The sequence below is a fragment of the Pseudomonas fluorescens genome (assembly GCF_902497855.1).
GTDB classification, from domain to species: domain Bacteria; phylum Pseudomonadota; class Gammaproteobacteria; order Pseudomonadales; family Pseudomonadaceae; genus Aquipseudomonas; species Aquipseudomonas fluorescens_BI.
In genome coordinates, this window is record NZ_CABVHU010000007.1 from 169,754 (window position 1) to 191,596 (window position 21,843).

A 21,843-nucleotide genomic window follows, 5' to 3' on the forward strand; every position below is an offset into this window, starting at 1 on the left:
ATTGAAACCCATGCGTTCGCCCTACCGCGCCCCACTGCTTGCCTGCCTGCTCGCCCTCGTGTGTGCCGGAGTGCTTTGGGCCGCTTATGACTGGTTTCAGGGACGCTACCTGCGCGCGTTCAGTTCGCACACCGCCGTGTTTTCCGGCGACCCCTTGCGCCTGCCCGCCAACCTCGCCGGCCCCGGCGCCATCCGCCTGGTGCACTTCTGGGACCCGGCCTGCCCATGCAATGTCGGCAATCAACAACACCTTGGCGAACTGGTCGAGCAGTATGGCCCCCAGGGCGTGGAGTTCTACGCGGTACAAAAGCCCGGCAGCCACGGCCAGTTGCCGAGCACCTTGAGCAGCCTGAAAGCCATCGACATCCTCCCCGGCTCGGAACAGATCCCCGCCAGCCCGGCCGTGGCGATCTGGGATCGCAGCGGCAAGCTGGCGTATTTCGGCCCGTACAGCGAAGGCCTGACCTGCAATTCCAGTAACAGTTTTATCGAGCCGATCCTGCAGGCGTTGAACCAGGGCCGGACAGTAAATGCCACCCACACGTTGGCCGTGGGTTGTTACTGCCCGTGGCCTGTCGATCAAACGAAGTAGGGAAAAACCCCGCAATACGAATCCCTCCTAAGGGCGATGGGCCGATTCGCCGAGCCGTGTTAAACAGTGGCGCCAGGGAACTGCTGCCACTCATAACAACAAGGAATCACCATGAAACGTAGCCTGACCGCCCTCGCCCTGCTGATTGTCGCGCTCGCCGCGGGCGCTGGCTGGTACGTGTACAGCAAGCAGCCGACACGCCAGGGCATGGTCGAACTGCAACACCTGAAAGGTTCGGTCACCGTGCGCTACGACGAGCGCGGTATCCCGCACATCCGCGCGGAAAACGAACCCGACCTGTACCGCGCCCTCGGGTACGTGCACGCCCAGGATCGGCTGTTTCAAATGGAAGTCCTGCGCCGCCTCGCTCGCGGGGAACTGGCCGAGGTGCTGGGTCCCAAATTGCTCGATACCGACAAGCTGATGCGCAGTCTGCGCATCCGCGAACGGGCCGAAACCTATCTGGCGAACATGGACCAACAGTCCCCGGCCTTCATCGCCATGCAAGCCTATCTGGACGGCATCAACCAGTATCAGGACAGCCATGCAAAACCCGTGGAGTTCGATGTACTGGGTATCGCCAAGCGTCCGTTCACCGCCCAGGACACCATCAGCATCGCCGGTTACATGGCCTACAGTTTTGCCGCGGCGTTTCGCACCGAGCCCTTGCTGACTTACGTGCGCGATCAGTTGGGGGCCAACTACCTCAACGTCTTCGATCTCGAGTGGCAGCCCAAAGGCGTGCTGGCGAAGACGCCCGGCGGCGCCGTACCGTCCCTGGCCAGCGCCGACTGGAAAGATCTCAACGCCCTCGCCCGTCTCAGCGAACAGGCACTGGCCGACAACGGTCTGCCGCAGTTCGAGGGCAGCAACGCCTGGGTGGTCTCCGGCAGTCGTACCCAGAGTGGCAAGCCGCTGTTGGCCGGTGATCCGCATATCCGCTTTTCCGCGCCGTCGGTGTGGTACGAAGCGCAGCTATCGGCGCCGGGCTTCGAGCTCTACGGTCACTACCAGGCACTGATGCCGTTCGCCTCCCTCGGGATGAACCGCGACTTCGGCTGGAGCATCACCATGTTTCAGAACGACGACCTTGATCTGATCGCCGAGAAGGTCAATCCGCAGAACCCGAATCAGGTGTGGTATCGCGGCAAGTGGGTCGACATGGTGAGCAGCGAACAGCAGATCGCGGTCAAGGGCCAGGCGCCGGTGACGTTGGTGCTGCGTCAGTCGCCCCACGGTCCGATCGTCAACGATGCACTGGGCAACAGCGTCGGCAAGACGCCGATCGCCATGTGGTGGGGCTTTCTCGAAAGCCAGAATCCGATCCTCGAGGGCTTCTACCAGCTCAACCGCGCCGACACCCTGGCCAAGGCACGCAGTGCCGCCGCCAAGGTCCAGGCGCCGGGCCTGAACATCGTCTGGGCCAATGCCAGGGGCGATATCGGCTGGTGGGCGGCGGCGCAGTTGCCGAAACGTCCGGCGGGTGTGCGGCCGTGGTTCATCCTCGACGGCAGTACCGCGGAAGCGGACAAGGAAGGCTTCCACCCGTTCAGTGCCAACCCGCAGGAAGAGAACCCGGCACGCGGCTATATCGTCTCGGCCAACTTCCAGCCGACATCGCCCACCGGGATGGAGATTCCCGGTTATTACAACCCTGCCGATCGCGGTCAGCAGCTCAATCGCCAGCTCAGCGACAAAAGCATCAAGTGGGACCTGGCCGCCAGCCAGAAGCTGCAGCTGGGTACGACCACTGCCTATGGACCACGCTTGCTGGCACCGTTGTTGCCGGTACTGCGCGAAGTGGTGAGCGATCCGGCCGAACTCAAACTGGTGGAGCAACTGGCCCGGTGGACAGGTGATTATCCGCTCGACTCCACCAGCGCCACGCTGTTCAACCAGTTCCTGTTCAACCTGGCTGACGCGTCGATGCACGATGAACTGGGCAATGATTTCTTCGAAACGCTGCTCTCGACCCGAGTGATCGACGCTGCATTGCCGCGCCTGGCGGCAAACGCTGATTCGCCGTGGTGGGACAACCGCAACACCTTGGGCAAGGAAACCCGCGCCGATACGGTCAAGGTAGCCTGGCAAGCGAGCCTCGCGCACCTCAAGACCACCTTGGGTGCGGATGTCGCGCAATGGCAGTGGGGCAAGGCGCACACCCTGACCCATGGCCATCCACTGGGGCAGCAGAAACCGCTGGACCGGGTCTTCAACGTCGGCCCGTTCGCCGCTCCCGGCGCGCATGAAGTGCCGAACAACCTCTCCTCCAAGATCGGCCCGGCACCGTGGCCGGTGACCTATGGGCCGTCGACCCGGCGCCTGATCGACTTCGCCGACCCGGCCCATAGCCTGACCGTCAACCCGGTCGGTCAGAGTGGCGTGCCGTTTGACAGGCATTTTGATGACCAGGCGGAGGCGCATATCGAAGGGGTTTACTACCAGGCGTACATCAACGACGAAGAAGTCAGTGCCAATACGCGTAGCACATTGAAGCTGCTGCCGGCGCGGGCTGCGCAATAGTTTTTTGTTGTGCGGGCTGACGTCTTCGCGAGCAAGCTCGCTCCCACAGGGATTTGTGGTGTGAATCATTCCTGATTACCCACCTAAACCTTGTGGGAGCGGGCTTCGCAAGAGATTTTTGTTGTCCGGGCTGACGCCTTCGCTGGCAAGCCAGCTCCTACAGGGGATCGGCGGTGCGTACGATTTCAGTGTTCACTGCAGATCAAAATGTGGGAGCGAGCCTGCTCGCGAAGCGGCCCTGACAGGCAATCAATTGTCAGCTCACACCATCGTCGCAAAATTCAGCCTGAACTGTTGCGGTGTCACCCCAAGCCGGCGGTTGAACACACTGCGCATATGCTGGGCATCGCGAAAGCCGCATTGATAGGCCACGGTCTTGAGCGGCGAATGTGTGCTCTCGAGCAATACCCGCGCCGCATCCACCCGCGCCCGTTCGACGAATTCCGCCGGGGTGACTTTCGCCTCCCTGGCAAACACCCGCGAAAAGTTGCGGGCGCTCATGTTGGCGGCGTTGGCCAGGTCGGCAATCGTCAGGTCGCCGGTGAGATTGGCCAGCACGTAATGCTGGACCAGCGCCACCGCCGAGGTCGGTTCGGCATGAGGTGTGAGGAACGGGCTGAACTGCGATTGCCCACCCGAGCGCTGGGTGAATACCACCAGCCGCTTGGCCACGCTCAGGGCCACTTCCGGCCCATGGTCCCGACCCAACAGGAACAACGACAAATCGATCCCCGCCGTGACCCCGGCCGAGGTGTACAGCTTGCCATCCTGCACGTACAGGCGATCGGGTTCGACCCGGGTCGCAGGGCATAACGCAGCGAGTGCCGCCGCATCGCCCCAGTGGGTGGTCACCGTTCTTCCATCAAGCAAACCGGCCCGGGCGAGGATGAAGGCGCCGTTGCAGATCGAGCCAAAACGCTGCGCCGACGCGCTGGCATCACGCAGCCAGGCATCGAATGCCACGCCGAAATTCATGAACGGCAACTGCGGCCCACCGGCCACCAGCAGCAAGTCATAGGCCTGCTGCGCCTCGCTGAAATGCCGATGGGCATTGAGCGACAATCCGTTGGAACAGGCGATTACCCCGCGCTCGACGCCGATCACTTCCAGGCGATAGTGATCTTGCGGCGCCAGGAAACGATTGGCTTCGCAGAACACATCCATGGGGCCGGTGACGTCCAGGGACTGGACGCCGGCGAAGACCACGATGGCAATGGTTTTAGTCATGACGTGAATCGCCTTCTATGGATTGCACCGCACACCTGTAGGAGCAAGCTTGCTCGCGAAGGACATCAGGGCACCGCGTTCATCCAGGCAGCCCCGGTCATCGTTAACGTCCATCGCGAGCAAGCTTGCTCCTACAGCCAACCCGCGTGCAACAAGCGAGGTTGGCGCGATATGGCTGTTGATTGGCAAGGATCGCAGCCATGGATCGATTGTCCGGCTCGGGGTCCCGGAACAGACTTGATCCATCAGCGCCGCCACGGCGTTCCGCACGAGGAAATCCCCCATGAGCAGCACCATCGCCGGTATCAAAATCCCCGACAGCGCCCTGGCCAAGGCCACCACCGAATACATTCGCGACGTCGAGTCGGATCTGCTGTATCACCACTCGCGCCGGGTGTTTCTATTCGGCGCACTGAGCGGCGAACGCAAGCAACTGGCCTACAACCCCGAGTTGCTGTACGTCGGCGCGATGTTCCATGACCTGGGGCTGGTGGAAGGTCATCGCACGGACGACGAGCGCTTTGAAGTCGACAGCGCCAACGCCGCCACAGCATTTCTGCAGCCTTACGGTTTGTCGGACGACGATATCGAGCAGGTGTGGTTGTCGATTGCCCTGCACACCACGCCGGGCGTGCCGCAACATCTGCGTCCCAACGTGGCGCTGGTCACGGCGGGGGTTGAAATGGATGTGCTGGGTATCGACTATGCCGCGTTCCCGACTGCGCAGCGTGAGGCGGTGGTGCATGCGCATCCACGGGGTGAAGGATTCAAGGAGTGCATCTTGTGTGCCTTTGCCAATGGCTTCAAACACAAGCCGGACACCACGTTCGGGACCGTGAATGCGGATGTGCTGGTGGACAGTGAGCCGGGGTTCAGGCCGATGAATTTTGTCGAGGTTATCCGCAAGTCGCCTTGGGTCGCCTAGAACCCTGTGTAGGAGCTGGCTTGCCAGCGAAGGCGTCCTGTCAGCCAACATTGATGTCGGCTGGAAGGGCCTCTTCGCTGGCAAGCCAGCTCCTACAGGGGATCGGGTTGGCCACACCAGGGTGGTCAACCCGACATCAGGCTCAAACCGCTTCCGGCGCCTGCTGTGCGCGACGTGCGTCCGGTTGTCTCCAGGAGTCGGCAGCGCCTTCCTCGATCGCCTGCTGGATCGCCCGCTTGCGACTTTCTTCGGCACGGCGGCTGAAGAACCAGACCAGGAACGTCATCAGCGAGACCGCCAGCAGAATCAGGCTGGCCACGGCGTTGATCTCCGGTTTGACCCCCAGGCGCACCGCCGAGAACACTTCCATCGGCAAGGTGGTCGACCCCGGACCCGAGACGAAGCTGGCCAACACCAGGTCATCCAGCGACAGGGCGAAGGACATCATGCCGCCCGCCCCCAACGATGGCGCGATCATCGGGATGGTGATCAGGAAGAACACCTTCCACGGCCGCGCCCCGAGATCCATCGCCGCCTCTTCGATGGACAGGTCCAGCTCACGCAAGCGCGCCGACACCACCACCGCCACGTACGCCGCACAGAACGTGGTGTGGGCGATCCAGATGGTGACGATGCCGCGCTCCTGCGGCCAACCGATCATCTGCGCCATCGCCACGAACAGCAGCAACAGCGACAGACCGGTGATCACTTCCGGCATCACCAACGGCGCGGTGACCAGGCCGCCGAACAGCGTACGCCCCTTGAAATGGGTGATACGGGTCAGCACGAACGCCGCCAGCGTACCCAGTGCCACCGCCGCCACCGCCGTGTAGCAGGCGATTTCCAGCGAGCGCACCACCGAGCCCATCAGTTGGGTGTTGTCCATCAACCCGACATACCACTTGATCGACCAACCGCCCCAGACTGTCACCAGTTTCGAGGCGTTGAACGAGTAGATCACCAGGATCAGCATCGGCGCGTAGATGAACAGCAAGCCCGCTATCAGCATGAAACTTGAGAAACGGAAGCGCTTCATTCCTTGCCCTCCATTTCTTTGGCCTGGCTACGGTTGAACAGGATGATGGGCACAATCAGGATCGCCAGCATGACCACCGCCAGGGCAGACGCTACCGGCCAGTCACGGTTGTTGAAGAACTCTTGCCACAGCACTTTACCGATCATCAGGGTTTCCGGACCGCCGAGCAGTTCCGGGATCACGAACTCGCCCACGACCGGGATGAACACCAGCATGCAGCCGGCGACGATACCGTTCTTGGACAGCGGAATGGTGATTTTCCAGAAGCTGTTGAAGGTACTCGAACCCAGGTCGGACGCGGCCTCCAGCAGGCTGTTGTCATGTTTCACCAGGTTGGCATAGAGCGGCAGGATCATGAAGGGCAGGTACGAATACACCACACCGATGTACACGGCGAGGTTGGTATTGAGGATCTGCAGCGGTTCGTCGATCCAGCCCATGGTCATCAGGAAGCCATTGAGCAGACCGTTGTTGCTGAGGATGCCCATCCACGCATAAACGCGGATCAGGATCGCGGTCCAGGTCGGCATCATGATCAGCAGCACCAGCACCGTTTGCATCTCTTTGCGGGCACTGGCAATGGCGTAGGCCATCGGGTAACCGATCAGCAGACAGAGGACGGTACTGATCAGCGCCATCTTCAACGAGCCGAGGTAAGCGGCGATGTACAACTCGTCGTCGGCCAGCATCGCGTAGTTGCCCAGGTTAAGCAGCAACTGCAGCTTTTGGTCGAGGTAGCTGTAGATCTCGGTGTACGGCGGAATGGCCACGTCGGCTTCGGCAAAGCTGATCTTCAACACGATGAAGAACGGCAGCATGAAGAACAGGAACAGCCAGATGAAGGGAACCCCGATGACCAACTGGCGGCCACCGGGAATTATTCGATTGAGGCGGCGTTTGAATTTGCGCATGTTCATGAGCGAAGTACCACGCCGCTGTCGTCTTCCCAATACACGTAAACCTGGTCACCCCAGGTTGGGCGTTGGCCACGGCGCTCGGCGTTGGCGACGAAAGACTGGACGATCTTGCCGCTCGGCAACTCGACGTGGAACACCGAGTGACCGCCCAGGTAGGCGATGTCGTGCACCTTGCCGCTGGACCAGTTGTATTCGCAGGTCGGCATGGTCGGTGTCACCAGCAACTTTTCCGGACGGATCGCGTAGGTGACCGACTTGTCCTGCACCGAGGTGCTGATGCCGTGACCGACGTAGATGTTGCGGTCCAGATCCTTGCAGGTGATCAGCGCATGGCCTTCGGCGTCGTCCACCACTTCACCGTCGAAGATGTTGACGTTGCCGATGAACTCGCAGACCAGGCGGCTGGTCGGGGTTTCGTAGATGTCGATCGGGCTGCCAATCTGGGCGATCCAGCCCAGGTGCATGATCGCGATGCGCTCGGCCATGGTCATGGCCTCTTCCTGGTCGTGGGTCACCATGACGCAGGTCACGCCGACCCGCTCGATGATCTCGACCAGCTCCAGCTGCATTTGCGAACGCAGCTTCTTGTCCAGCGCGCCCATGGGTTCGTCGAGCAGCAACAGCTTCGGTCGCTTGGCCAGGGAGCGCGCCAGGGCTACCCGTTGACGCTGGCCACCGGACAACTGATGCGGCTTGCGCTTGGCGTACTGGCTCATCTGCACCAGCTTGAGCATGTCGGCCACGCGCGCGTCGACTTCCGCGGCGGGGAGTTTGTCCTGCTTGAGGCCAAAGGCGATGTTCTGCGCCACGGTCATGTGCGGGAACAAGGCGTAGGACTGGAACATCATGTTGATCGGCCGCTCGTAGGGCGGCATGTCGGTGATGTCGACGCCATCGAGGAAAATGCGCCCCTCCGTGGGCCGTTCGAAACCTGCGAGCATGCGCAGCAAGGTCGATTTGCCCGATCCCGAACCGCCGAGCAGGGCGAATATTTCGCCTTTCTTGATTTCCAGGGACACATCGTCCACGGCAATCGTCTCGTCGAACTTCTTCGTGACCCGGTCGATTTTGACCAGCACCTGTTTAGGTGACTGGTCGCCCTCGAGGGCTTTCTTATAGGCGCCGGAGGCAACTGCCATTTACGAAACTCCCAGAAAAAAAGAGTGCAGTTCGCTCAAGGTGAGCCAACCTTGGATAGTTTGAGCCTTGAAGCTATTTACCCGACTTGACCTTGGTCCAGCTGCGGGTCATCAAACGTTGAATTTTTGCTGGCAACTCGATGGACACATAAGTCTTGTCGAGGACTGCCTGCGGTGGATAAACCGACTCGTCGGTGCGAATCGACTGCTCCATCAAGGTGTCCGACCCGGGGTTCGGGTTGGCGTAGCCGACATAATCGCTGACCTGGGCGATCACCTCCGGTTTCAGCAAATAGTTGATGAACGCGTGGGCTTCCTTCACGTTGGCCGCATCCTTGGGGATTGCCAACATGTCGAACCACAGCGCGCCGCCTTCCTTGGGAATCGAGTAGGCGATGTTCATGCCTTTGCCGGCTTCAGCCGCCCGGGCCTTGGCCTGGATCATGTCGCCGGAAAAACCGATGGCCACGCAAATATCGCCGTTAGCCAGGTCCGCGATGTATTTGGAAGAGTGGAAATAGGTCACGTAAGGTCGCACCGCGAGCAACTTGGCTTCGGCCTTTTTGTAATCTTCGGGGTTGGTGCTGTTGGCGTTGAGGCCCATGTAGTTGAGGACGGTGGGCATCATTTCATCGGCGGAATCGAGAAACGCTACGCCGCAGCTGTGCAGTTTCTTGATGTTTTCCGGCTCGAACACCACATCCCAGGAGTCGATCTTGTCCAGGCCCAGCACCGCCTTGACCTTGTCAACGTTGTAGCCGATGCCGTTGGTGCCCCACAGATACGGCACGGCGTACTGGTTGCCCGGATCGTTCTCCTCCAGGCGCTTGAGCAGCACCGGGTCGAGGTTGGAATAGTTGGTCAGCTGCTTCTTGTCGAGTTTCTGGAACGCGCCGGCCTTGATCTGCTTGCCGAGGAAGTGGTTGGACGGCACGACCACGTCATACCCGGTACGCCCGGCCAGCAACTTGCCTTCCAGGGTTTCGTTGGAGTCGAACACGTCGTAGACCGGCTTGATCCCGGTCTCTTTCTGGAAGTCGACCAGGGTGGTCTCGCCGATGTAGTCAGACCAGTTATAAATATGCACGGTGCCGGCAGCCTGGGCACCGACGGCAATCGTCAGTCCGGCGCCGACCAGCAGGGCATTGCGCAGCAAAGAAAAAATAGGCAAGTGCAGGTCCTCTAAAATGAGTTGGGCCCAAGTTGCCCCGCGTTACATGACAGCCGTGGCTGCCCGGCAACAAAACCGGCGCGCAACTTACCCTCGAAAAACCGTTCCAGCAAAACTTTTATACAAATACGACCTTGTAGGAGCGAGCTTGCTCGCGATGGTCGTCAACGATAACGCGTGGTGCCTGACACCCAGCGGCGTTGCGATTTTTTTCGCGAGCAACCGAGCGTCGGCCGGCTGCTCCTACAGAGGGTTACTTACTTACCGGATTTGATCTTGGTCCAGCTGCGAGTCAGGATCCGCTGGGTCGCGGCCGGCAAGTCGGCAATCGCGTACAGCTTGGCCAGCACGTCGGCCGGCGGGTAGATGCCCGGGTCTGCAGTAATGTCTTTATCGACCAATGCGGTGGCCGCTGCGTTACCGTTCGGGAAGCGCACGGCGTTGGTGATTTCAGCCATGATTTCCGGCTTCTGCAGGAAGGTCATGAACTTGTAGGCGCCTTCGACGTTTTCGGCATCTTTAGGGATGGCGACCATGTCATAGAAGCTGCCCGCACCTTCTTTCGGAATGTTGTAGCTGACCTTTACCTTGTCACCGGCTTCAGCCGCGCGAGCCTTGGCCTGGTAGATGTCACCCGAGTAACCGACGGCGACGCAGATGTTGCCGTTGGCCAGGTCGGAGATGTACTTGGACGAGTGGAAGTAGCCTACCGAAGGACGAATCTTCAGGAACAACGCTTCTGCTTCAGCCAATTGTTTTTTGTCCTGGCTGTCGGTTGGATAGCCCAGGTAGTGCAACGCCACCGGAATCATCTCGGTGGGCGAATCGAGGAAACTGATACCGCACGACTTCAACTTCGCGGCGTTTTCAGGTTTGAACAGCAAGTCCCAGGAATTGGTCGGCGCATCGGCGCCCAGTGCCGCCTTGACCTTCTCGGCGTTGAAGCCGATACCGATCGAACCCCACATGTAAGGGAAGGCGTGTTCGTTGCCCGGGTCACTCACCGAGACCGCTTTAAGCAGGTCAGTGTTCAGGTTCTTCCAGTTGGGCAGCTTGGACTTGTCCAGCTTCTGGTAAACGCCAGCCTTGATCTGCTTGGCCAGGAAGTTGTTCGACGGTACGACGATGTCGTAGCCGGACTTGCCTGCCAGCAACTTGGCTTCCAGGGTTTCGTTACTGTCGAATACGTCGTAGACAACCTTGATCCCCGACTCGGCTTCGAACTTCTTGACGGTATCCGGTGCGATGTAATCGGACCAGTTGTATACGTGAAGAACCTTGTCATCCGCCTGAACTGCGCCTGCCATCACGCCCATCAGGGACATGGCGAGGAGGGTCTTGCCAGCGATCTTCATACCTAATGCCTTCATGGGTAATGCTCCAATTTTTCTTTTTAGCCACGTTCTTGTTAACCAAGAGCGGGCGGCCTTTCCCGTGCATCCGCACGAGCGGTAGTCTGGCAAGATCCAAGGCAGGCTTTCAAGGAAAGGCCCATCCTTTGTTTGCACTGAGCGAAGTGCACACGTCACACCCCGCTCAGAGCCTAGCACTTAGCCCTGCAACGCACTCAGGGTCAGGTCCAGACACTTGCGTGCCTTTGTTACCAGCTCATCGATTTCAGCCGGTGTAATCACCAGGGGCGGAGCGATGATCATGGTGTCGCCCACTGCGCGCATGATCAGGCCGTTTTCGAAACAGAACGTGCGGCAGATCATGCCAACGCCCTTGCCCTCGTAACGTTTGCGAGTGGCTTTGTCCTGAACCAGTTCGATGGCCCCCAACAGACCGACACCGCGCACTTCCCCCACCAACGGGTGATCGCTCAGTTCCCGCAGACGTTTCTGCAAATAGGGTGCCGTTTCGGCATGAACGCGCTCGACAATTTTTTCTTCGCGCAGGATGCGGATGTTTTCCAGGGCCACCGCAGCGGCCACCGGATGCCCGGAATAGGTGAAGCCGTGGTTGAAATCGCCGCCTTCGTTGAGCACCTCGACCACTTCGTCACGCACGATCAGGCCACCCATCGGGATGTAGCCGGACGTCAGGCCTTTGGCGATGGTCATCATGTCGGGCCTGAGGCCGTAGAAATCGGTGCCGAACCACTCACCGGTGCGGCCAAAACCACAGATCACTTCGTCCGCCACGAACAGGATGTCGTACTTGGCGAGAATTTCCTTGATGCGCGGCCAGTAGGTGTCTGGCGGAATGATCACGCCGCCGGCACCCTGGATCGGCTCGGCAATGAAGGCCCCGACGTTGTCGACGCCCACTTCCAGAATCTTCTCTTCCAGCTGATTGGCTGCCCAGATACCGAACTCGTCCGGCGTCATGTCACCACCTTCACCGAACCAGTAAGGCTGGGCGATGTGGACGATGCCCGGGATCGGCAAGTCGCCCTGTTCGTGCATGTACGTCATGCCACCCAGGCTCGCGCCGGCCACGGTGGAACCGTGATAGCCGTTCTTGCGGCTGATGATGACTTTCTTCTTCGGTTGGCCCTTGATCGCCCAATAGTGACGGACCATACGCAACATGGTGTCGTTGCCTTCGGAACCGGAACCGGTGAAGAACACATGATTCATGCCTTCAGGGGCGATATCGGCGATGGCCTTGGCCAGTTCCAACACCGGCGGGTGAGCGGTCTGGAAGAACAGGTTGTAATAAGGCAGTTCGCGCATCTGCTTGCTGGCGGCATCGGCCAGTTCGTCGCGACCGTAGCCGATCGCTACGCACCACAGGCCGGCCATGCCGTCGAGAATCTTGTTGCCTTCGCTGTCCCAGAGGTAAACGCCCTTGGCGCTGGTGATGATCCGCGGGCCTTTTTCTTTCAGCTGCTTGAAATCGCTGAACGGGGCCAGGTGATGATCGTTGCTCAGGGTTTGCCATTCACGGGTTTGCGGGTTGTTGCTGGTCATGCGAACTCTCCTAAGATTTTATAGTGAAGGGCGCGGCAATTTCCCGCCGCGCCCGGCGCATCAGACGGCAAAGAGCAGGAATTCCCGCTCCCAGGAACTGATCACGCGCTTGAAGTTTTCATGCTCGGCCCGCTTGACCGCGACGTAGCCAGTGATGAATTTCTTGCCCAGGTATTTCTCGATGGTCTCGCTGTTTTCCATGCGTTCCAGCGCGTCTTCGATGGTCAGTGGCAGGCGCAGGTTGCGGCGTTCATAGCCGCGCCCCACCACCGGCGCACTCGGGTTCAGGCCTTCAACCATGCCGATGTAACCGCAGAGCAGGCTCGCGGCGATGGCCAGGTACGGGTTGGCGTCGGCGCCCGGCAGGCGGTTTTCCACGCGGCGGTTCTGCGGCCCGGCATCCGGAACCCGCAAGCCCACGGTGCGGTTCTCTTCGCCCCACTCCACGTTCACCGGCGCCGAGGTGTCCGGCAGGAAGCGGCGGAACGAGTTGACGTTCGGGGCGAACAGCGGCAACAACTCGGGAATCAGTTTCTGCAAGCCACCGATGTGGTTCAGGAACAGCTGGCTCATGGTCCCGTCTGCATTGGAGAAGACGTTTTTGCCTGTCTCGATGTCGATGATGCTCTGGTGCAAGTGCATCGCGCTGCCCGGCTCGCCGGTCATCGGTTTGGCCATGAAAGTGGCCGCCACGTCATGCTTGAGTGCGGCCTCGCGCATGGTGCGCTTGAACACCAGGATCTGGTCGGCCAGGGACAGGGCATCGCCGTGACGGAAGTTGATTTCCATCTGCGCCGTGCCGTCCTCGTGGATCAGCGTGTCGAGGTCCAGCTCCTGCAGTTCGCACCAGTCGTAAACGTCTTCGAACAGCGGATCGAACTCGTTCGCCGCCTCGATGGAGAACGACTGGCGACCGGTTTCCGGGCGACCGGAACGGCCAATCGGCGGTTGCAGCGGATAGTCCGGGTCCTCGCTGCGCTTGGTCAGGTAGAACTCCATTTCCGGCGCCACGATCGGCTGCCAACCGTGGTCGGCGTAGAGTTTCAGGACCTTCTTGAGCACGTTGCGCGGCGACAGCTCGATCGGGTTGCCTTGCTTGTCGTAGGTGTCGTGGATCACCTGGGCGGTCGGCTCGATGGCCCAAGGCACCAGAAACACCGCATTGGCGTCCGGCCGGCAGATCATGTCGATGTCGGCCGGGTCGAGCAGTTCGTAATAGATGTCGTCTTCGACATAGTCGCCGGTCACGGTCTGCAACAGAACGCTCTCGGGCAGGCGCATGCCTTTTTCGGCAATGAACTTGTTGGTCGGCGAAATCTTGCCCCGGGTGATCCCGGTCAAGTCGGCGATCATGCATTCGACTTCTGTGATCTTGTGGTCTTTCAACCAATCGGTGAGCTGGTCGAGGTTGTGACTCATAAATGCCTCTTAGGCTGAGTTTCCTGACTCTTATAAGTCAGGCGTTGTTTGACGCATCGGCGTCGCTTGGTACAGATTGCCACTGCAAGGGCCGCGCACAAAGGCCCGCCTCGACAATGTCGTGGGCAACGAGCGCGTAGGGGGGCGTGCAGAATCATGAGCAGGACCCGACACATTGGCCGGGCCGCCAGCGCGAAAGGGTTCTATATTAGAAAGAGAGCCGGTAAACAGAATGTCGTCCAGGCCGTCCAGAATATCGGACGGGACCGGCAAAACCGCCAGGGATGGAAAGCTCGCCAGCATGCCCTTGGCCGCCAAGGCCGCGGCGTGGACGTACGTGTCGCCACTGATGTGATAAGCATGCAGACCGTTCTGCCCGGAGCAGAAGGTGACGCCGATTAACGGCAGGCGAGACATGAAGCACCCCGGTATTATTGCTGTTATGGGTTTGAATCGAGCTTAGCCTTGTTCATTTTTTTACACAACACCCCCGTAAAAAATACAACACGGCCCGCTCAAGCGCGCGGACGGCAAAGTGCTCAAAGGCATAAAAGCGCCCCAAATTGCCTCAAAAAAGCCCTACGAGCGCTTTTTAAGGGCAAAAAAGGCCCGACTTGACTTCGGCATGCCGTTCGGGTTGACTGGAAACCGAAGAGATCAATGATTGATATTTTTAACAACAAAGGTGTTGCATCATGTCGGTACCCCCGCGTGCCGTTCAGCTTAACGAAGCGAACGCGTTCCTTAAGGAACATCCTGAGGTTCTGTACGTTGACCTTCTGATTGCGGATATGAATGGTGTGGTGCGCGGCAAGCGCATTGAACGCACCAGTCTCCACAAGGTTTACGAGAAAGGCATCAACCTGCCGGCCTCTCTATTTGCTCTGGATATCAATGGTTCGACGGTGGAAAGCACCGGCCTGGGCCTGGACATCGGCGATGCTGACCGAATCTGCTATCCAATCCCTGACACCCTGTGCAACGAGCCCTGGCAGAAGCGCCCTACCGCGCAACTCCTGATGACCATGCACGAACTCGAAGGTGAACCTTTCTTCGCGGATCCCCGTGAAGTCCTGCGTCAAGTTGTTACCAAGTTTGACGAGATGGGCCTGACCATCTGCGCCGCGTTCGAACTGGAGTTCTACCTGATCGACCAGGAAAACGTGAACGGCCGTCCACAGCCGCCGCGCTCGCCGATCTCCGGCAAACGCCCGCACTCGACTCAGGTGTACCTGATCGACGACCTCGACGAATACGTCGACTGCCTCCAGGACATCCTGGAAGGTGCGAAGGAGCAAGGCATCCCTGCCGACGCCATCGTCAAGGAAAGTGCCCCGGCGCAGTTCGAAGTGAACCTGCATCACGTGGCCGACCCGATCAAGGCCTGCGACTACGCGGTTTTGCTCAAGCGTCTGATCAAGAACATCGCCTACGACCATGAAATGGACACCACCTTCATGGCCAAGCCTTATCCGGGCCAGGCGGGCAACGGTCTGCACGTCCACATCTCGATTCTTGATAGAGACGGCAAGAATATTTTTGCCAGCGAGGATCCCGAGCAGAACGCCGCACTGCGTCACGCGATCGGCGGTGTGCTCGAGACCCTACCGGCGCAGATGGCTTTCCTCTGCCCGAACGTCAACTCCTACCGTCGTTTCGGCGCACAGTTCTACGTGCCGAACTCGCCGTGCTGGGGCCTGGACAACCGCACCGTGGCGATCCGCGTACCGACCGGCTCTTCCGATGCCGTGCGCATCGAACACCGTGTGGCCGGCGCCGATGCCAACCCTTACCTGTTGATGGCTTCGGTGTTGGCGGGCGTGCATCATGGCCTGACCAACAAGATCGAGCCGGGCGCACCGGTCGAAGGCAACAGCTACGAGCAGAACGAGCAAAGCCTGCCGAACAACCTGCGCGATGCACTGCGCGAGCTGGACGACAGCGAAGTCATGGCCAAGTACATCGATCCGAAATATATCGATATCTTTGTGGCCTGTAAGGAGAGCGAGCTGGAGGAGTTTGAACACTCCATCTCCGACCTTGAGTACAACTGGTACCTGCATACCGTTTAAGCGGTTGCAGTAGAAAACAACGCCGCCGGCCTCACAGCTTGCGGCGTTTTTTTATGGCCGCCTGCGGCGGTTCGCTGGCAAGCCAGCTCCTCCAGGGAACGTGTTGAACACAAATTCATGGTTTCGACGCGATCCTTGTAGGAGCTGGCTTGCCAGCGAAGGCGTCCGGGCAGACAACACACAACCCTGCTCGTACAATGCCCGCTGCCCCTGCAGGAGACTTCAATGACGCGCCCCGCCACCATTCGCAAACCCCGCGCCCGCAGCCAGGCCCGGATCGATTCGATACTCGATGCCGCCCGCACGCTGCTGGCTGCCGAGGGCGTGGCCAGTCTGTCGATCTACAGCGTCGCGGAGCGCGCGCAGATCCCGCCCTCCTCCGTCTACCACTTCTTCGCCAGCGTCCCGGCCCTGCTCGAAGCCCTGACCGCCGATGTCCACGCCGCCTTCCGCGCGTGCCTGCAAGCGCCCATCGACCATGACGCCCTCAGCGGCTGGCGCGACCTGTCGCGGCTGGTGGAACAACGCATGCTAGAGATCTACAGCGAAGACGCCGCAGCCCGGCAACTGATCCTCGCCCAGCATGGCCTGACCGAAGTGACCCAGGCCGACCGCCAGCATGACATCGAGCTCGGAGACCTGATGCACAAGTTGTTCGATCATCATTTTGAACTGCCGAGGCTGCCGAGTGATGTCGATGTGTTTGCGTTGGCCATGGAGCTCGGGGATCGGGTTTATGCGCGCTCGGTGCAGCAGCATGGGCAGATCACGCCGCGCATGGCGGAGGAAGGAATGCGGGTGTTTGATGCGTATCTGGGGCTGTACTTGCCGCCGCATTTGCCCAAGCGCGTTATTCCTGCCTGAGATCTTCGTCGGCTTCACCGGCCTCTTCGCGAGCAGGCTCGCTCCCACATTTGATCTCAAGCGAACATGGCATTCGCGAATAACACAACTCCCTGTGGGAGCGAGCCTGCTCGCGAAGGGCGCACCACCGAACCCACTGGTTCACGCGCACAAAAAACCCCGAAGGGCTCGAGCCCTCCGGGGTTGGGTGCAATGCACGCGCTTACAACTTGGCGATCGACACCTCGGTGGATTTCACAAACGCGATCACTTCGCTGCCAACCACCAGCTCCAGCTCTTTCACCGAGCGCGTGGTGATCACCGAAGTCACGATGCCGGAAGCGGTTTGCACGTCGATTTCCGAAAGGACATCACCCAGGACGATTTCCTTGATCGAGCCCTTGAACTGGTTACGAACGTTGATGGCTTTGATAGTCATGATGTTGATTCCTGTCGTAGAGGTGAGGCTTTGAGTTATTGCGCCCAACGCAATTGCGTGGGCAAGGGTGAAACAGGTTCCGGCTGCGGCGGTTGGCCGGGCAGCGCCAGTACGCGGCTGAGCACTTCGGTTTCCAGTGCCGCCAGCCGATGGGAGCCGCGCACCCGGGGACGTGGCAGTTCCACGTGCAGATCGAGACCGACTTCACCGTCTTCGATCAGGATCACCCGATCGGCAATCGCCACCGCTTCACTGACGTCGTGGGTGACCAGCAACACGGTAAAGCCGTGCTTCTGCCAGAGGCGTTCGATCAGCTGCTGCATTTCAATGCGGGTCAGGGCATCCAGGGCCCCCAGGGGCTCGTCCAGCAACAGCAAGCGCGGTTGGTGGATCAGCGCGCGGGCCAGGGCCACACGTTGCTTCTGCCCCCCGGACAAGGCCGCCGGCCACTCGTTGGCGCGATCCGCCAGGCCCACCGCTTCCAGTGCTTCCAGTGCTTGCGGCCGCCAGTTGCCCTTGAGCCCCAGACCGACGTTGTCGATCACCTTCTTCCAGGGCAATAGACGTGCTTCCTGAAACATCAGCCGGGTGTCTTCCCGCGCCTCACTCAGCGGTGCGGAACCGGCCAGCAATTCACCGCCCGTGGGTTTGTCGAGACCGGCCAGCAAGCGCAGCAAGGTACTTTTGCCGCAGCCGCTGCGACCGACGACCGCGACGAATTGACCCGCCGGAATGTGCAAGTCGATCTCGCGCAACACTTGCCGCGAACCAAAGGTTTTTTGCAGCTTGCGCACCGCCAGCGGAATACCGCGCAGCAGGCGTGGAGGTTGTTGAGCGGTCATGCGGCACCTCCCTTGGAAACCTGATAGGCCGGATGCCAGCGCAACCACACACGTTCAAGCCCGCGGGCTGCGAGGTCGGCAAGCTTGCCAAGCACTGCGTACAGCAGAATCGCCAGCACCACCACGTCGGTCTGCAGGAACTCCCGGGCATTCATCGCCAGATAGCCTATGCCGGAACTGGCGGAAATGGTTTCCGCGACGATCAGGGTCAGCCACATGAAACCCAGGGCGAAGCGCACACCCACCAGAATCGAAGGCAATGCACCTGGCAGGATCACCTGACGGAACAGGCTGAAACCGGACAAGCCATAACTGCGGGACATTTCCACCAGCGCCGGGTCGACGTTGCGGATGCCGTGATAGGTGTTGAGATAGATCGGGAACAACGTGCCCAGGGCGACCAGGAAAATCTTCGCCGACTCGTCGATGCCGAACCACAGGATCACCAGCGGAATCAACGCCAGGTGCGGAACGTTGCGGATCATCTGCACCGAGCTGTCGAGCAGGCGTTCACCCCATTTCGACAGGCCGGTGATGAAGCCCAACGTCAGCCCGATGCCGCCGCCAATGGCGAAACCCAGCGCCGCACGCCAGCCACTGATGGCCAGGTGAGTCCAGATTTCACCGCTGCTCACCAGGCTCACGCCGGCTTCGATGACGGCAATGGGTGCGGGCAGGATTCGCGTCGACAACCAGCCCGCCGACACCGATAACTGCCATACCGCCAGCAGCAATACCGGCAGCGCCCAGGGCGCGAGGCTATGGATAAGTTTCTTCATGGCGCGCCTCAGCTCTGGGACGCGGCTTTGGGGAGAATGTCGTTGGCCACCATCTCACCGAAAGGGCTGACGTAACCCGCGCTTTTCGGCAACTCCGGCCGTTCGATGTCCAGGTGCGGGAACAGCAGTTCGGCGACGCGGTAGGATTCTTCCAGGTGTGGATAACCGGAGAAGATGAAGGTGTCGATGCCCAGTTCCGCGTATTCCTTCACGCGAGCAGCCACTGTCGGACCGTCGCCCACCAGCGCCGTACCGGCACCGCCGCGCACCAGGCCAACACCGGCCCACAGGTTGGGGCTGACTTCCAGGTTGTCGCGACTGCCACCATGCAGCGCCGCCATGCGTTGCTGGCCGACCGAATCGAAGCGTGCCAGCGACGCCTGGGCACGGGTGATGGTTTCGTCGTCCAGGTGCGAGATCAAGCGATCGGCCGCTTGCCAGGCCTCGGCATTGGTTTCCCGCACGATCACATGCAAGCGAATGCCGAAGCGCACGGTACGCCCGAGCTTCGCGGCCTTGGCGCGCACTTGTTCGATCTTCTCGGCCACGGCCGCAGGCGGTTCGCCCCAGGTCAGGACCATTTCGACTTGTTCTGCAGCGAGATCCTGCGCCGCTTCCGAAGAACCGCCGAAGTACAGCGGCGGACGCGGTTGCTGGATCGGCGGATAGAGCAGCTTGGCGCCCTTGACGCTGATGTGCTGACCGTCGTAATCGACGGTTTCGCCTTCCAGCACGCGACGCCAGATGCGGGTGAACTCCACCGAAGCCTGGTAGCGCTCTTCGTGGGTCAGGAACAGACCGTCGCCAGCCAGTTCTTCCGGATCACCGCCGGTGACCAGGTTGAACAGTGCACGGCCGCCGGACAGGCGATCCAGGGTCGCGGCCTGACGCGCCGCCACCGTCGGGGAAATGATCCCGGGGCGCAGGGCGACGAGGAATTTCAAGCGCTGGGTCACCGGAATCAGCGAAGCCGCCACCAGCCACGAGTCTTCGCAGGAGCGCCCGGTAGGGATCAGCACCCCGCCGAAGCCCAGACGATCCGCCGCTTGCGCGACTTGCTGCAGGTAACCGTGGTCGACGGCGCGAGCGCCTTCGGCGGTGCCAAGGTAATGGCCGTCGCCATGGGTAGGCAGGAACCAGAAAATATTGAGGCTCATGGAGTGGTCTCCTTAGGAAATCGAATTACTGCGTTTTGGCAACGGCCGCCGGTGGCGTCCAGATCACGTCTTTGATGCTCAGCGGCTTGGGAATCAGCTTGAGCTGATGGAAGCTGTCGGCGATTTTCTGTTGGGCGGCGACCACTTCCGGGGTCAGGAACAGTGCGCCGTAACCCTGGCGTTTCACCGAGGTCAGGGTGATATCCGCCGGCAGACCGAGCAGTGGCGCGACTTGTTTGGTCACGTCTTCTGGATTGGCCTTGGACCATTCACCGACCGCGCGCACTTCTTCCACCAGGGTCTTGATCACCTCGGGGTTTTTCTGCGCGTAGGGCTTGGTCGCCAGGTAGAACTGATGGTTATCGACAATGCCCTGGCCATCACGCAAGGTGCGGGCTTGCAGCTGTTGTTCGGCGGCCGCCTGGTACGGGTCCCAGATCACCCAGGCATCGACGCTGCCACGCTCGAACGCGGCGCGGGCATCGGCCGGCGGCAGGAACACGGTCTGGATGTCGGTGTATTTGAGGCCGGCGTCTTCCAGCGCACGGACCAGCAGGTAGTGCACGTTGGAGCCTTTGTTGAGGACGACTTTCTTGCCCTTGAGCTCCTGCACCGATTTGATCGGCGAGTCCTTCGGCACCAGGATCGCTTCGCTGTGAGGCGCCGGTGGCTCATAGGCGACGTAGAGCAGATCGGCACCGGCCGCCTGGGCAAATACCGGCGGCGTTTCGCCGGTGACGCCGAAGTCGATGGAGCCGACGTTCAGGCCTTCGAGCAGTTGCGGGCCGCCGGGGAATTCAGTCCATTGCACGTCCACGCCTTGGGCGGCGAGGCGTTTTTCCAGGGTGCCTTTGGCTTTGAGCAGCACCAGGGTGCCGTACTTCTGATAGCCGATCCGTAACGTCTCGGCATGAGCTTGAGTAATGACGCCGAAGGACACAGCCGCAGCAAACAGAGCGACCAGACCACGACGCAAAATGACAGTGCGCATAGCGCTCTCCTTTTTGCAGTTGGGTTTTGGCTGCACCTGCTTGCCCGTTAGCGGGCCAGTAAGGTGAGTACTTCAAATTCGGGCGAGACTTAAATGCTCCAGCGAGCACTCAGCAAACGTTCATTCAACAGGTTCGGGTCGATCGGCTTTGGCCGTCGGGCCATGGCGCTGAAAAACAGCTCCAGCGACTCACTCAATCGTTGTTCCAGCTCCGGCGCCAATTGCGCCTGGGCGCTGCCTTCGCCATAAGCGATCTGACTGTCGACGGCGAAGATTCCATGGAGCATTTCCTGGGCCTTCAATGCCGACAACACCGGCTTGAGCGCGTAATCCACCGCCAGCATGTGGGCGATGCTGCCACCGGTGGCCATTGGCAGAACCACCTTATGGGCCAGGGCCCGCTCGGGCAGCAGGTCCAGCACGGTTTTCAATGCGCCGGAGAACGACGCCTTGTACACCGGGGTAGCGATCAACAGCCCATCAGCATTTTCGATCTGTTGCAGCAGGTCGATCACCTTCGGGCTGTCGAACCGTGCGTGCAGCAAGTCTTCGGCCGGGAAGTCCCGTACCTGGTAACTCACCACCTCCACACCTTGCTCCTGCAACCAACGTTGAGCGCGTTCCAGCAGCACCCCGGAACGGGAGCGTTGGCTGGGACTGCCACCGAGTGAGACAACCAGCATTCAGACGATTCCTTGGACGGTGTTGGCGATTCGCGGTTTGCGGTCTCGCTTTGATGAAGAGACCTTAACAGGTGATTTATATATCTATAAATCATATTTATTCATTTGGTTATTCGTTACAGTTCTATAGGAAATATTTTTTCCGAGACAAAAAAACAGGCCGTCGAAACGGC

Annotated in this window: 19 protein-coding genes and 1 pseudogene; 5 read left to right on the forward strand and 15 right to left on the reverse strand. The window is 60.3% G+C overall.

What is annotated here, in order from left to right; genetic code table 11:
- Positions 1-10 precede the first annotated feature (10 nt).
- Complete coding sequence (locus tag F8N96_RS16035; RefSeq protein ID WP_150798621.1) at positions 11-592, forward strand: DUF6436 domain-containing protein; 582 nt, start codon at positions 11-13, stop codon at positions 590-592.
- 111 nt (positions 593-703) lie between these two features.
- Complete coding sequence (locus F8N96_RS16040) at positions 704-3,115, forward strand: penicillin acylase family protein (RefSeq protein WP_150798622.1); 2,412 nt, start codon at positions 704-706, stop codon at positions 3,113-3,115.
- 261 nt (positions 3,116-3,376) lie between these two features.
- Here the strand turns inward: F8N96_RS16040 and F8N96_RS16045 are convergent, their stop codons facing one another.
- Positions 3,377-4,342, reverse strand: coding sequence for a GlxA family transcriptional regulator (locus tag F8N96_RS16045; RefSeq protein WP_150798623.1), 966 nt, complete (start codon positions 4,340-4,342; stop codon positions 3,377-3,379).
- Between the two features lie 283 nt (positions 4,343-4,625).
- Here F8N96_RS16045 and F8N96_RS16055 point away from each other — a divergent pair, with 283 nt between their 5' ends.
- Complete coding sequence (locus F8N96_RS16055) at positions 4,626-5,267, forward strand: HD domain-containing protein (RefSeq protein WP_150798625.1); 642 nt, start codon at positions 4,626-4,628, stop codon at positions 5,265-5,267.
- 142 nt (positions 5,268-5,409) lie between these two features.
- Here the strand turns inward: F8N96_RS16055 and F8N96_RS16060 are convergent, their stop codons facing one another.
- The 8 genes and pseudogenes from F8N96_RS16060 to F8N96_RS16100 form a co-directional block, all read right to left on the reverse strand.
- Entirely contained in the window at positions 5,410-6,303 is an 894-nt protein-coding gene (locus F8N96_RS16060; RefSeq protein WP_128870578.1) for an ABC transporter permease subunit, read from the reverse strand.
- Positions 6,300-7,220, reverse strand: a complete 921-nt coding sequence (locus tag F8N96_RS16065; protein WP_150798626.1) for an ABC transporter permease subunit — start codon at positions 7,218-7,220, stop codon at positions 6,300-6,302. The genes F8N96_RS16060 and F8N96_RS16065 overlap by 4 nt, the downstream gene beginning before the upstream one ends.
- Positions 7,217-8,359: an ABC transporter ATP-binding protein gene (locus tag F8N96_RS16070; RefSeq protein ID WP_150784370.1), complete on the reverse strand. Its 1,143-nt coding sequence runs from the start codon at positions 8,357-8,359 to the stop codon at positions 7,217-7,219. Before F8N96_RS16070 ends, F8N96_RS16065 begins: the two co-directional genes overlap by 4 nt.
- A 73-nt stretch (positions 8,360-8,432) precedes the next feature.
- Positions 8,433-9,530 (reverse strand): polyamine ABC transporter substrate-binding protein, encoded by a 1,098-nt coding sequence (locus tag F8N96_RS16075; RefSeq protein ID WP_150798627.1) that lies wholly within the window; start codon positions 9,528-9,530, stop codon positions 8,433-8,435.
- A gap of 257 nt (positions 9,531-9,787) precedes the next feature.
- Complete coding sequence (locus F8N96_RS16085; RefSeq protein ID WP_150798741.1) at positions 9,788-10,885, reverse strand: polyamine ABC transporter substrate-binding protein; 1,098 nt, start codon at positions 10,883-10,885, stop codon at positions 9,788-9,790.
- 195 nt (positions 10,886-11,080) lie between these two features.
- Positions 11,081-12,445 (reverse strand): aspartate aminotransferase family protein, encoded by a 1,365-nt coding sequence (locus F8N96_RS16090; RefSeq protein WP_150798629.1) that lies wholly within the window; start codon positions 12,443-12,445, stop codon positions 11,081-11,083.
- Positions 12,446-12,505: 60 nt separating this feature from the next.
- Complete coding sequence (locus F8N96_RS16095) at positions 12,506-13,864, reverse strand: glutamine synthetase family protein (RefSeq protein ID WP_150798630.1); 1,359 nt, start codon at positions 13,862-13,864, stop codon at positions 12,506-12,508.
- A gap of 135 nt (positions 13,865-13,999) precedes the next feature.
- A pseudogene (locus F8N96_RS16100) lies at positions 14,000-14,281 on the reverse strand (gamma-glutamyl-gamma-aminobutyrate hydrolase family protein); the annotation flags it as partial.
- 278 nt (positions 14,282-14,559) lie between these two features.
- Between F8N96_RS16100 and F8N96_RS16105 the strand changes: the two are divergent.
- Together F8N96_RS16105 and F8N96_RS16110 are read left to right on the forward strand one after the other, a co-directional pair.
- Positions 14,560-15,936 carry a glutamine synthetase family protein gene (locus F8N96_RS16105; RefSeq protein ID WP_054616983.1) on the forward strand — a complete coding sequence of 459 codons (1,377 nt, stop codon included), beginning with the start codon at positions 14,560-14,562 and terminating at the stop codon, positions 15,934-15,936.
- A gap of 225 nt (positions 15,937-16,161) precedes the next feature.
- Positions 16,162-16,800 carry a TetR/AcrR family transcriptional regulator gene (locus tag F8N96_RS16110; RefSeq protein WP_150798632.1) on the forward strand — a complete coding sequence of 213 codons (639 nt, stop codon included), beginning with the start codon at positions 16,162-16,164 and terminating at the stop codon, positions 16,798-16,800.
- A gap of 202 nt (positions 16,801-17,002) precedes the next feature.
- Here the strand turns inward: F8N96_RS16110 and F8N96_RS16115 are convergent, their stop codons facing one another.
- From F8N96_RS16115 to ssuE, 6 genes are all read right to left on the reverse strand, one after another.
- A complete protein-coding gene (locus tag F8N96_RS16115) occupies positions 17,003-17,218 on the reverse strand; it encodes a TOBE domain-containing protein (protein ID WP_003229256.1) in 216 nt (71 codons plus the stop codon).
- Between the two features lie 35 nt (positions 17,219-17,253).
- Complete coding sequence (gene ssuB, locus F8N96_RS16120; protein ID WP_150798633.1) at positions 17,254-18,060, reverse strand: aliphatic sulfonates ABC transporter ATP-binding protein; 807 nt, start codon at positions 18,058-18,060, stop codon at positions 17,254-17,256.
- A complete protein-coding gene (ssuC, locus tag F8N96_RS16125; RefSeq protein ID WP_150798634.1) occupies positions 18,057-18,839 on the reverse strand; it encodes an aliphatic sulfonate ABC transporter permease SsuC in 783 nt (260 codons plus the stop codon). The genes ssuB and ssuC overlap by 4 nt, the downstream gene beginning before the upstream one ends.
- An 8-nt stretch (positions 18,840-18,847) precedes the next feature.
- A complete protein-coding gene (gene ssuD / locus F8N96_RS16130; protein ID WP_150798635.1) occupies positions 18,848-19,996 on the reverse strand; it encodes an FMNH2-dependent alkanesulfonate monooxygenase in 1,149 nt (382 codons plus the stop codon).
- A gap of 25 nt (positions 19,997-20,021) precedes the next feature.
- On the reverse strand, positions 20,022-20,987 hold the full coding sequence (locus F8N96_RS16135) for a sulfonate ABC transporter substrate-binding protein (protein ID WP_150798636.1): 966 nt from the start codon (positions 20,985-20,987) through the stop codon (positions 20,022-20,024).
- 89 nt (positions 20,988-21,076) lie between these two features.
- Complete coding sequence (gene ssuE / locus F8N96_RS16140; protein WP_064680338.1) at positions 21,077-21,670, reverse strand: NADPH-dependent FMN reductase; 594 nt, start codon at positions 21,668-21,670, stop codon at positions 21,077-21,079.
- Positions 21,671-21,843: the final 173 nt, after the last annotated feature.

Excerpts from the sequence above, each read along its gene's own strand:
- F8N96_RS16035 (WP_150798621.1), top strand. The coding sequence starts at position 11 with ATGCGTTCGCCCTACCGCGCCCCACTGCTTGCCTGCCTGCTCGCCCTC.
- F8N96_RS16040 (WP_150798622.1), top strand. The coding sequence starts at position 704 with ATGAAACGTAGCCTGACCGCCCTCGCCCTGCTGATTGTCGCGCTCGCC.
- F8N96_RS16045 (WP_150798623.1), bottom strand. The coding sequence starts at position 4,342 with ATGACTAAAACCATTGCCATCGTGGTCTTCGCCGGCGTCCAGTCCCTG.
- F8N96_RS16055 (WP_150798625.1), top strand. The coding sequence starts at position 4,626 with ATGAGCAGCACCATCGCCGGTATCAAAATCCCCGACAGCGCCCTGGCC.
- F8N96_RS16060 (WP_128870578.1), bottom strand. The coding sequence starts at position 6,303 with ATGAAGCGCTTCCGTTTCTCAAGTTTCATGCTGATAGCGGGCTTGCTG.
- F8N96_RS16065 (WP_150798626.1), bottom strand. The coding sequence starts at position 7,220 with ATGAACATGCGCAAATTCAAACGCCGCCTCAATCGAATAATTCCCGGT.
- F8N96_RS16070 (WP_150784370.1), bottom strand. The coding sequence starts at position 8,359 with ATGGCAGTTGCCTCCGGCGCCTATAAGAAAGCCCTCGAGGGCGACCAG.
- F8N96_RS16085 (WP_150798741.1), bottom strand. The coding sequence starts at position 10,885 with ATGAAGATCGCTGGCAAGACCCTCCTCGCCATGTCCCTGATGGGCGTG.
- F8N96_RS16090 (WP_150798629.1), bottom strand. The coding sequence starts at position 12,445 with ATGACCAGCAACAACCCGCAAACCCGTGAATGGCAAACCCTGAGCAAC.
- F8N96_RS16095 (WP_150798630.1), bottom strand. The coding sequence starts at position 13,864 with ATGAGTCACAACCTCGACCAGCTCACCGATTGGTTGAAAGACCACAAG.
- F8N96_RS16105 (WP_054616983.1), top strand. The coding sequence starts at position 14,560 with ATGTCGGTACCCCCGCGTGCCGTTCAGCTTAACGAAGCGAACGCGTTC.
- F8N96_RS16110 (WP_150798632.1), top strand. The coding sequence starts at position 16,162 with ATGACGCGCCCCGCCACCATTCGCAAACCCCGCGCCCGCAGCCAGGCC.
- F8N96_RS16115 (WP_003229256.1), bottom strand. The coding sequence starts at position 17,218 with ATGACTATCAAAGCCATCAACGTTCGTAACCAGTTCAAGGGCTCGATC.
- ssuB (WP_150798633.1), bottom strand. The coding sequence starts at position 18,060 with ATGACCGCTCAACAACCTCCACGCCTGCTGCGCGGTATTCCGCTGGCG.
- ssuC (WP_150798634.1), bottom strand. The coding sequence starts at position 18,839 with ATGAAGAAACTTATCCATAGCCTCGCGCCCTGGGCGCTGCCGGTATTG.
- ssuD (WP_150798635.1), bottom strand. The coding sequence starts at position 19,996 with ATGAGCCTCAATATTTTCTGGTTCCTGCCTACCCATGGCGACGGCCAT.
- F8N96_RS16135 (WP_150798636.1), bottom strand. The coding sequence starts at position 20,987 with ATGCGCACTGTCATTTTGCGTCGTGGTCTGGTCGCTCTGTTTGCTGCG.
- ssuE (WP_064680338.1), bottom strand. The coding sequence starts at position 21,670 with ATGCTGGTTGTCTCACTCGGTGGCAGTCCCAGCCAACGCTCCCGTTCC.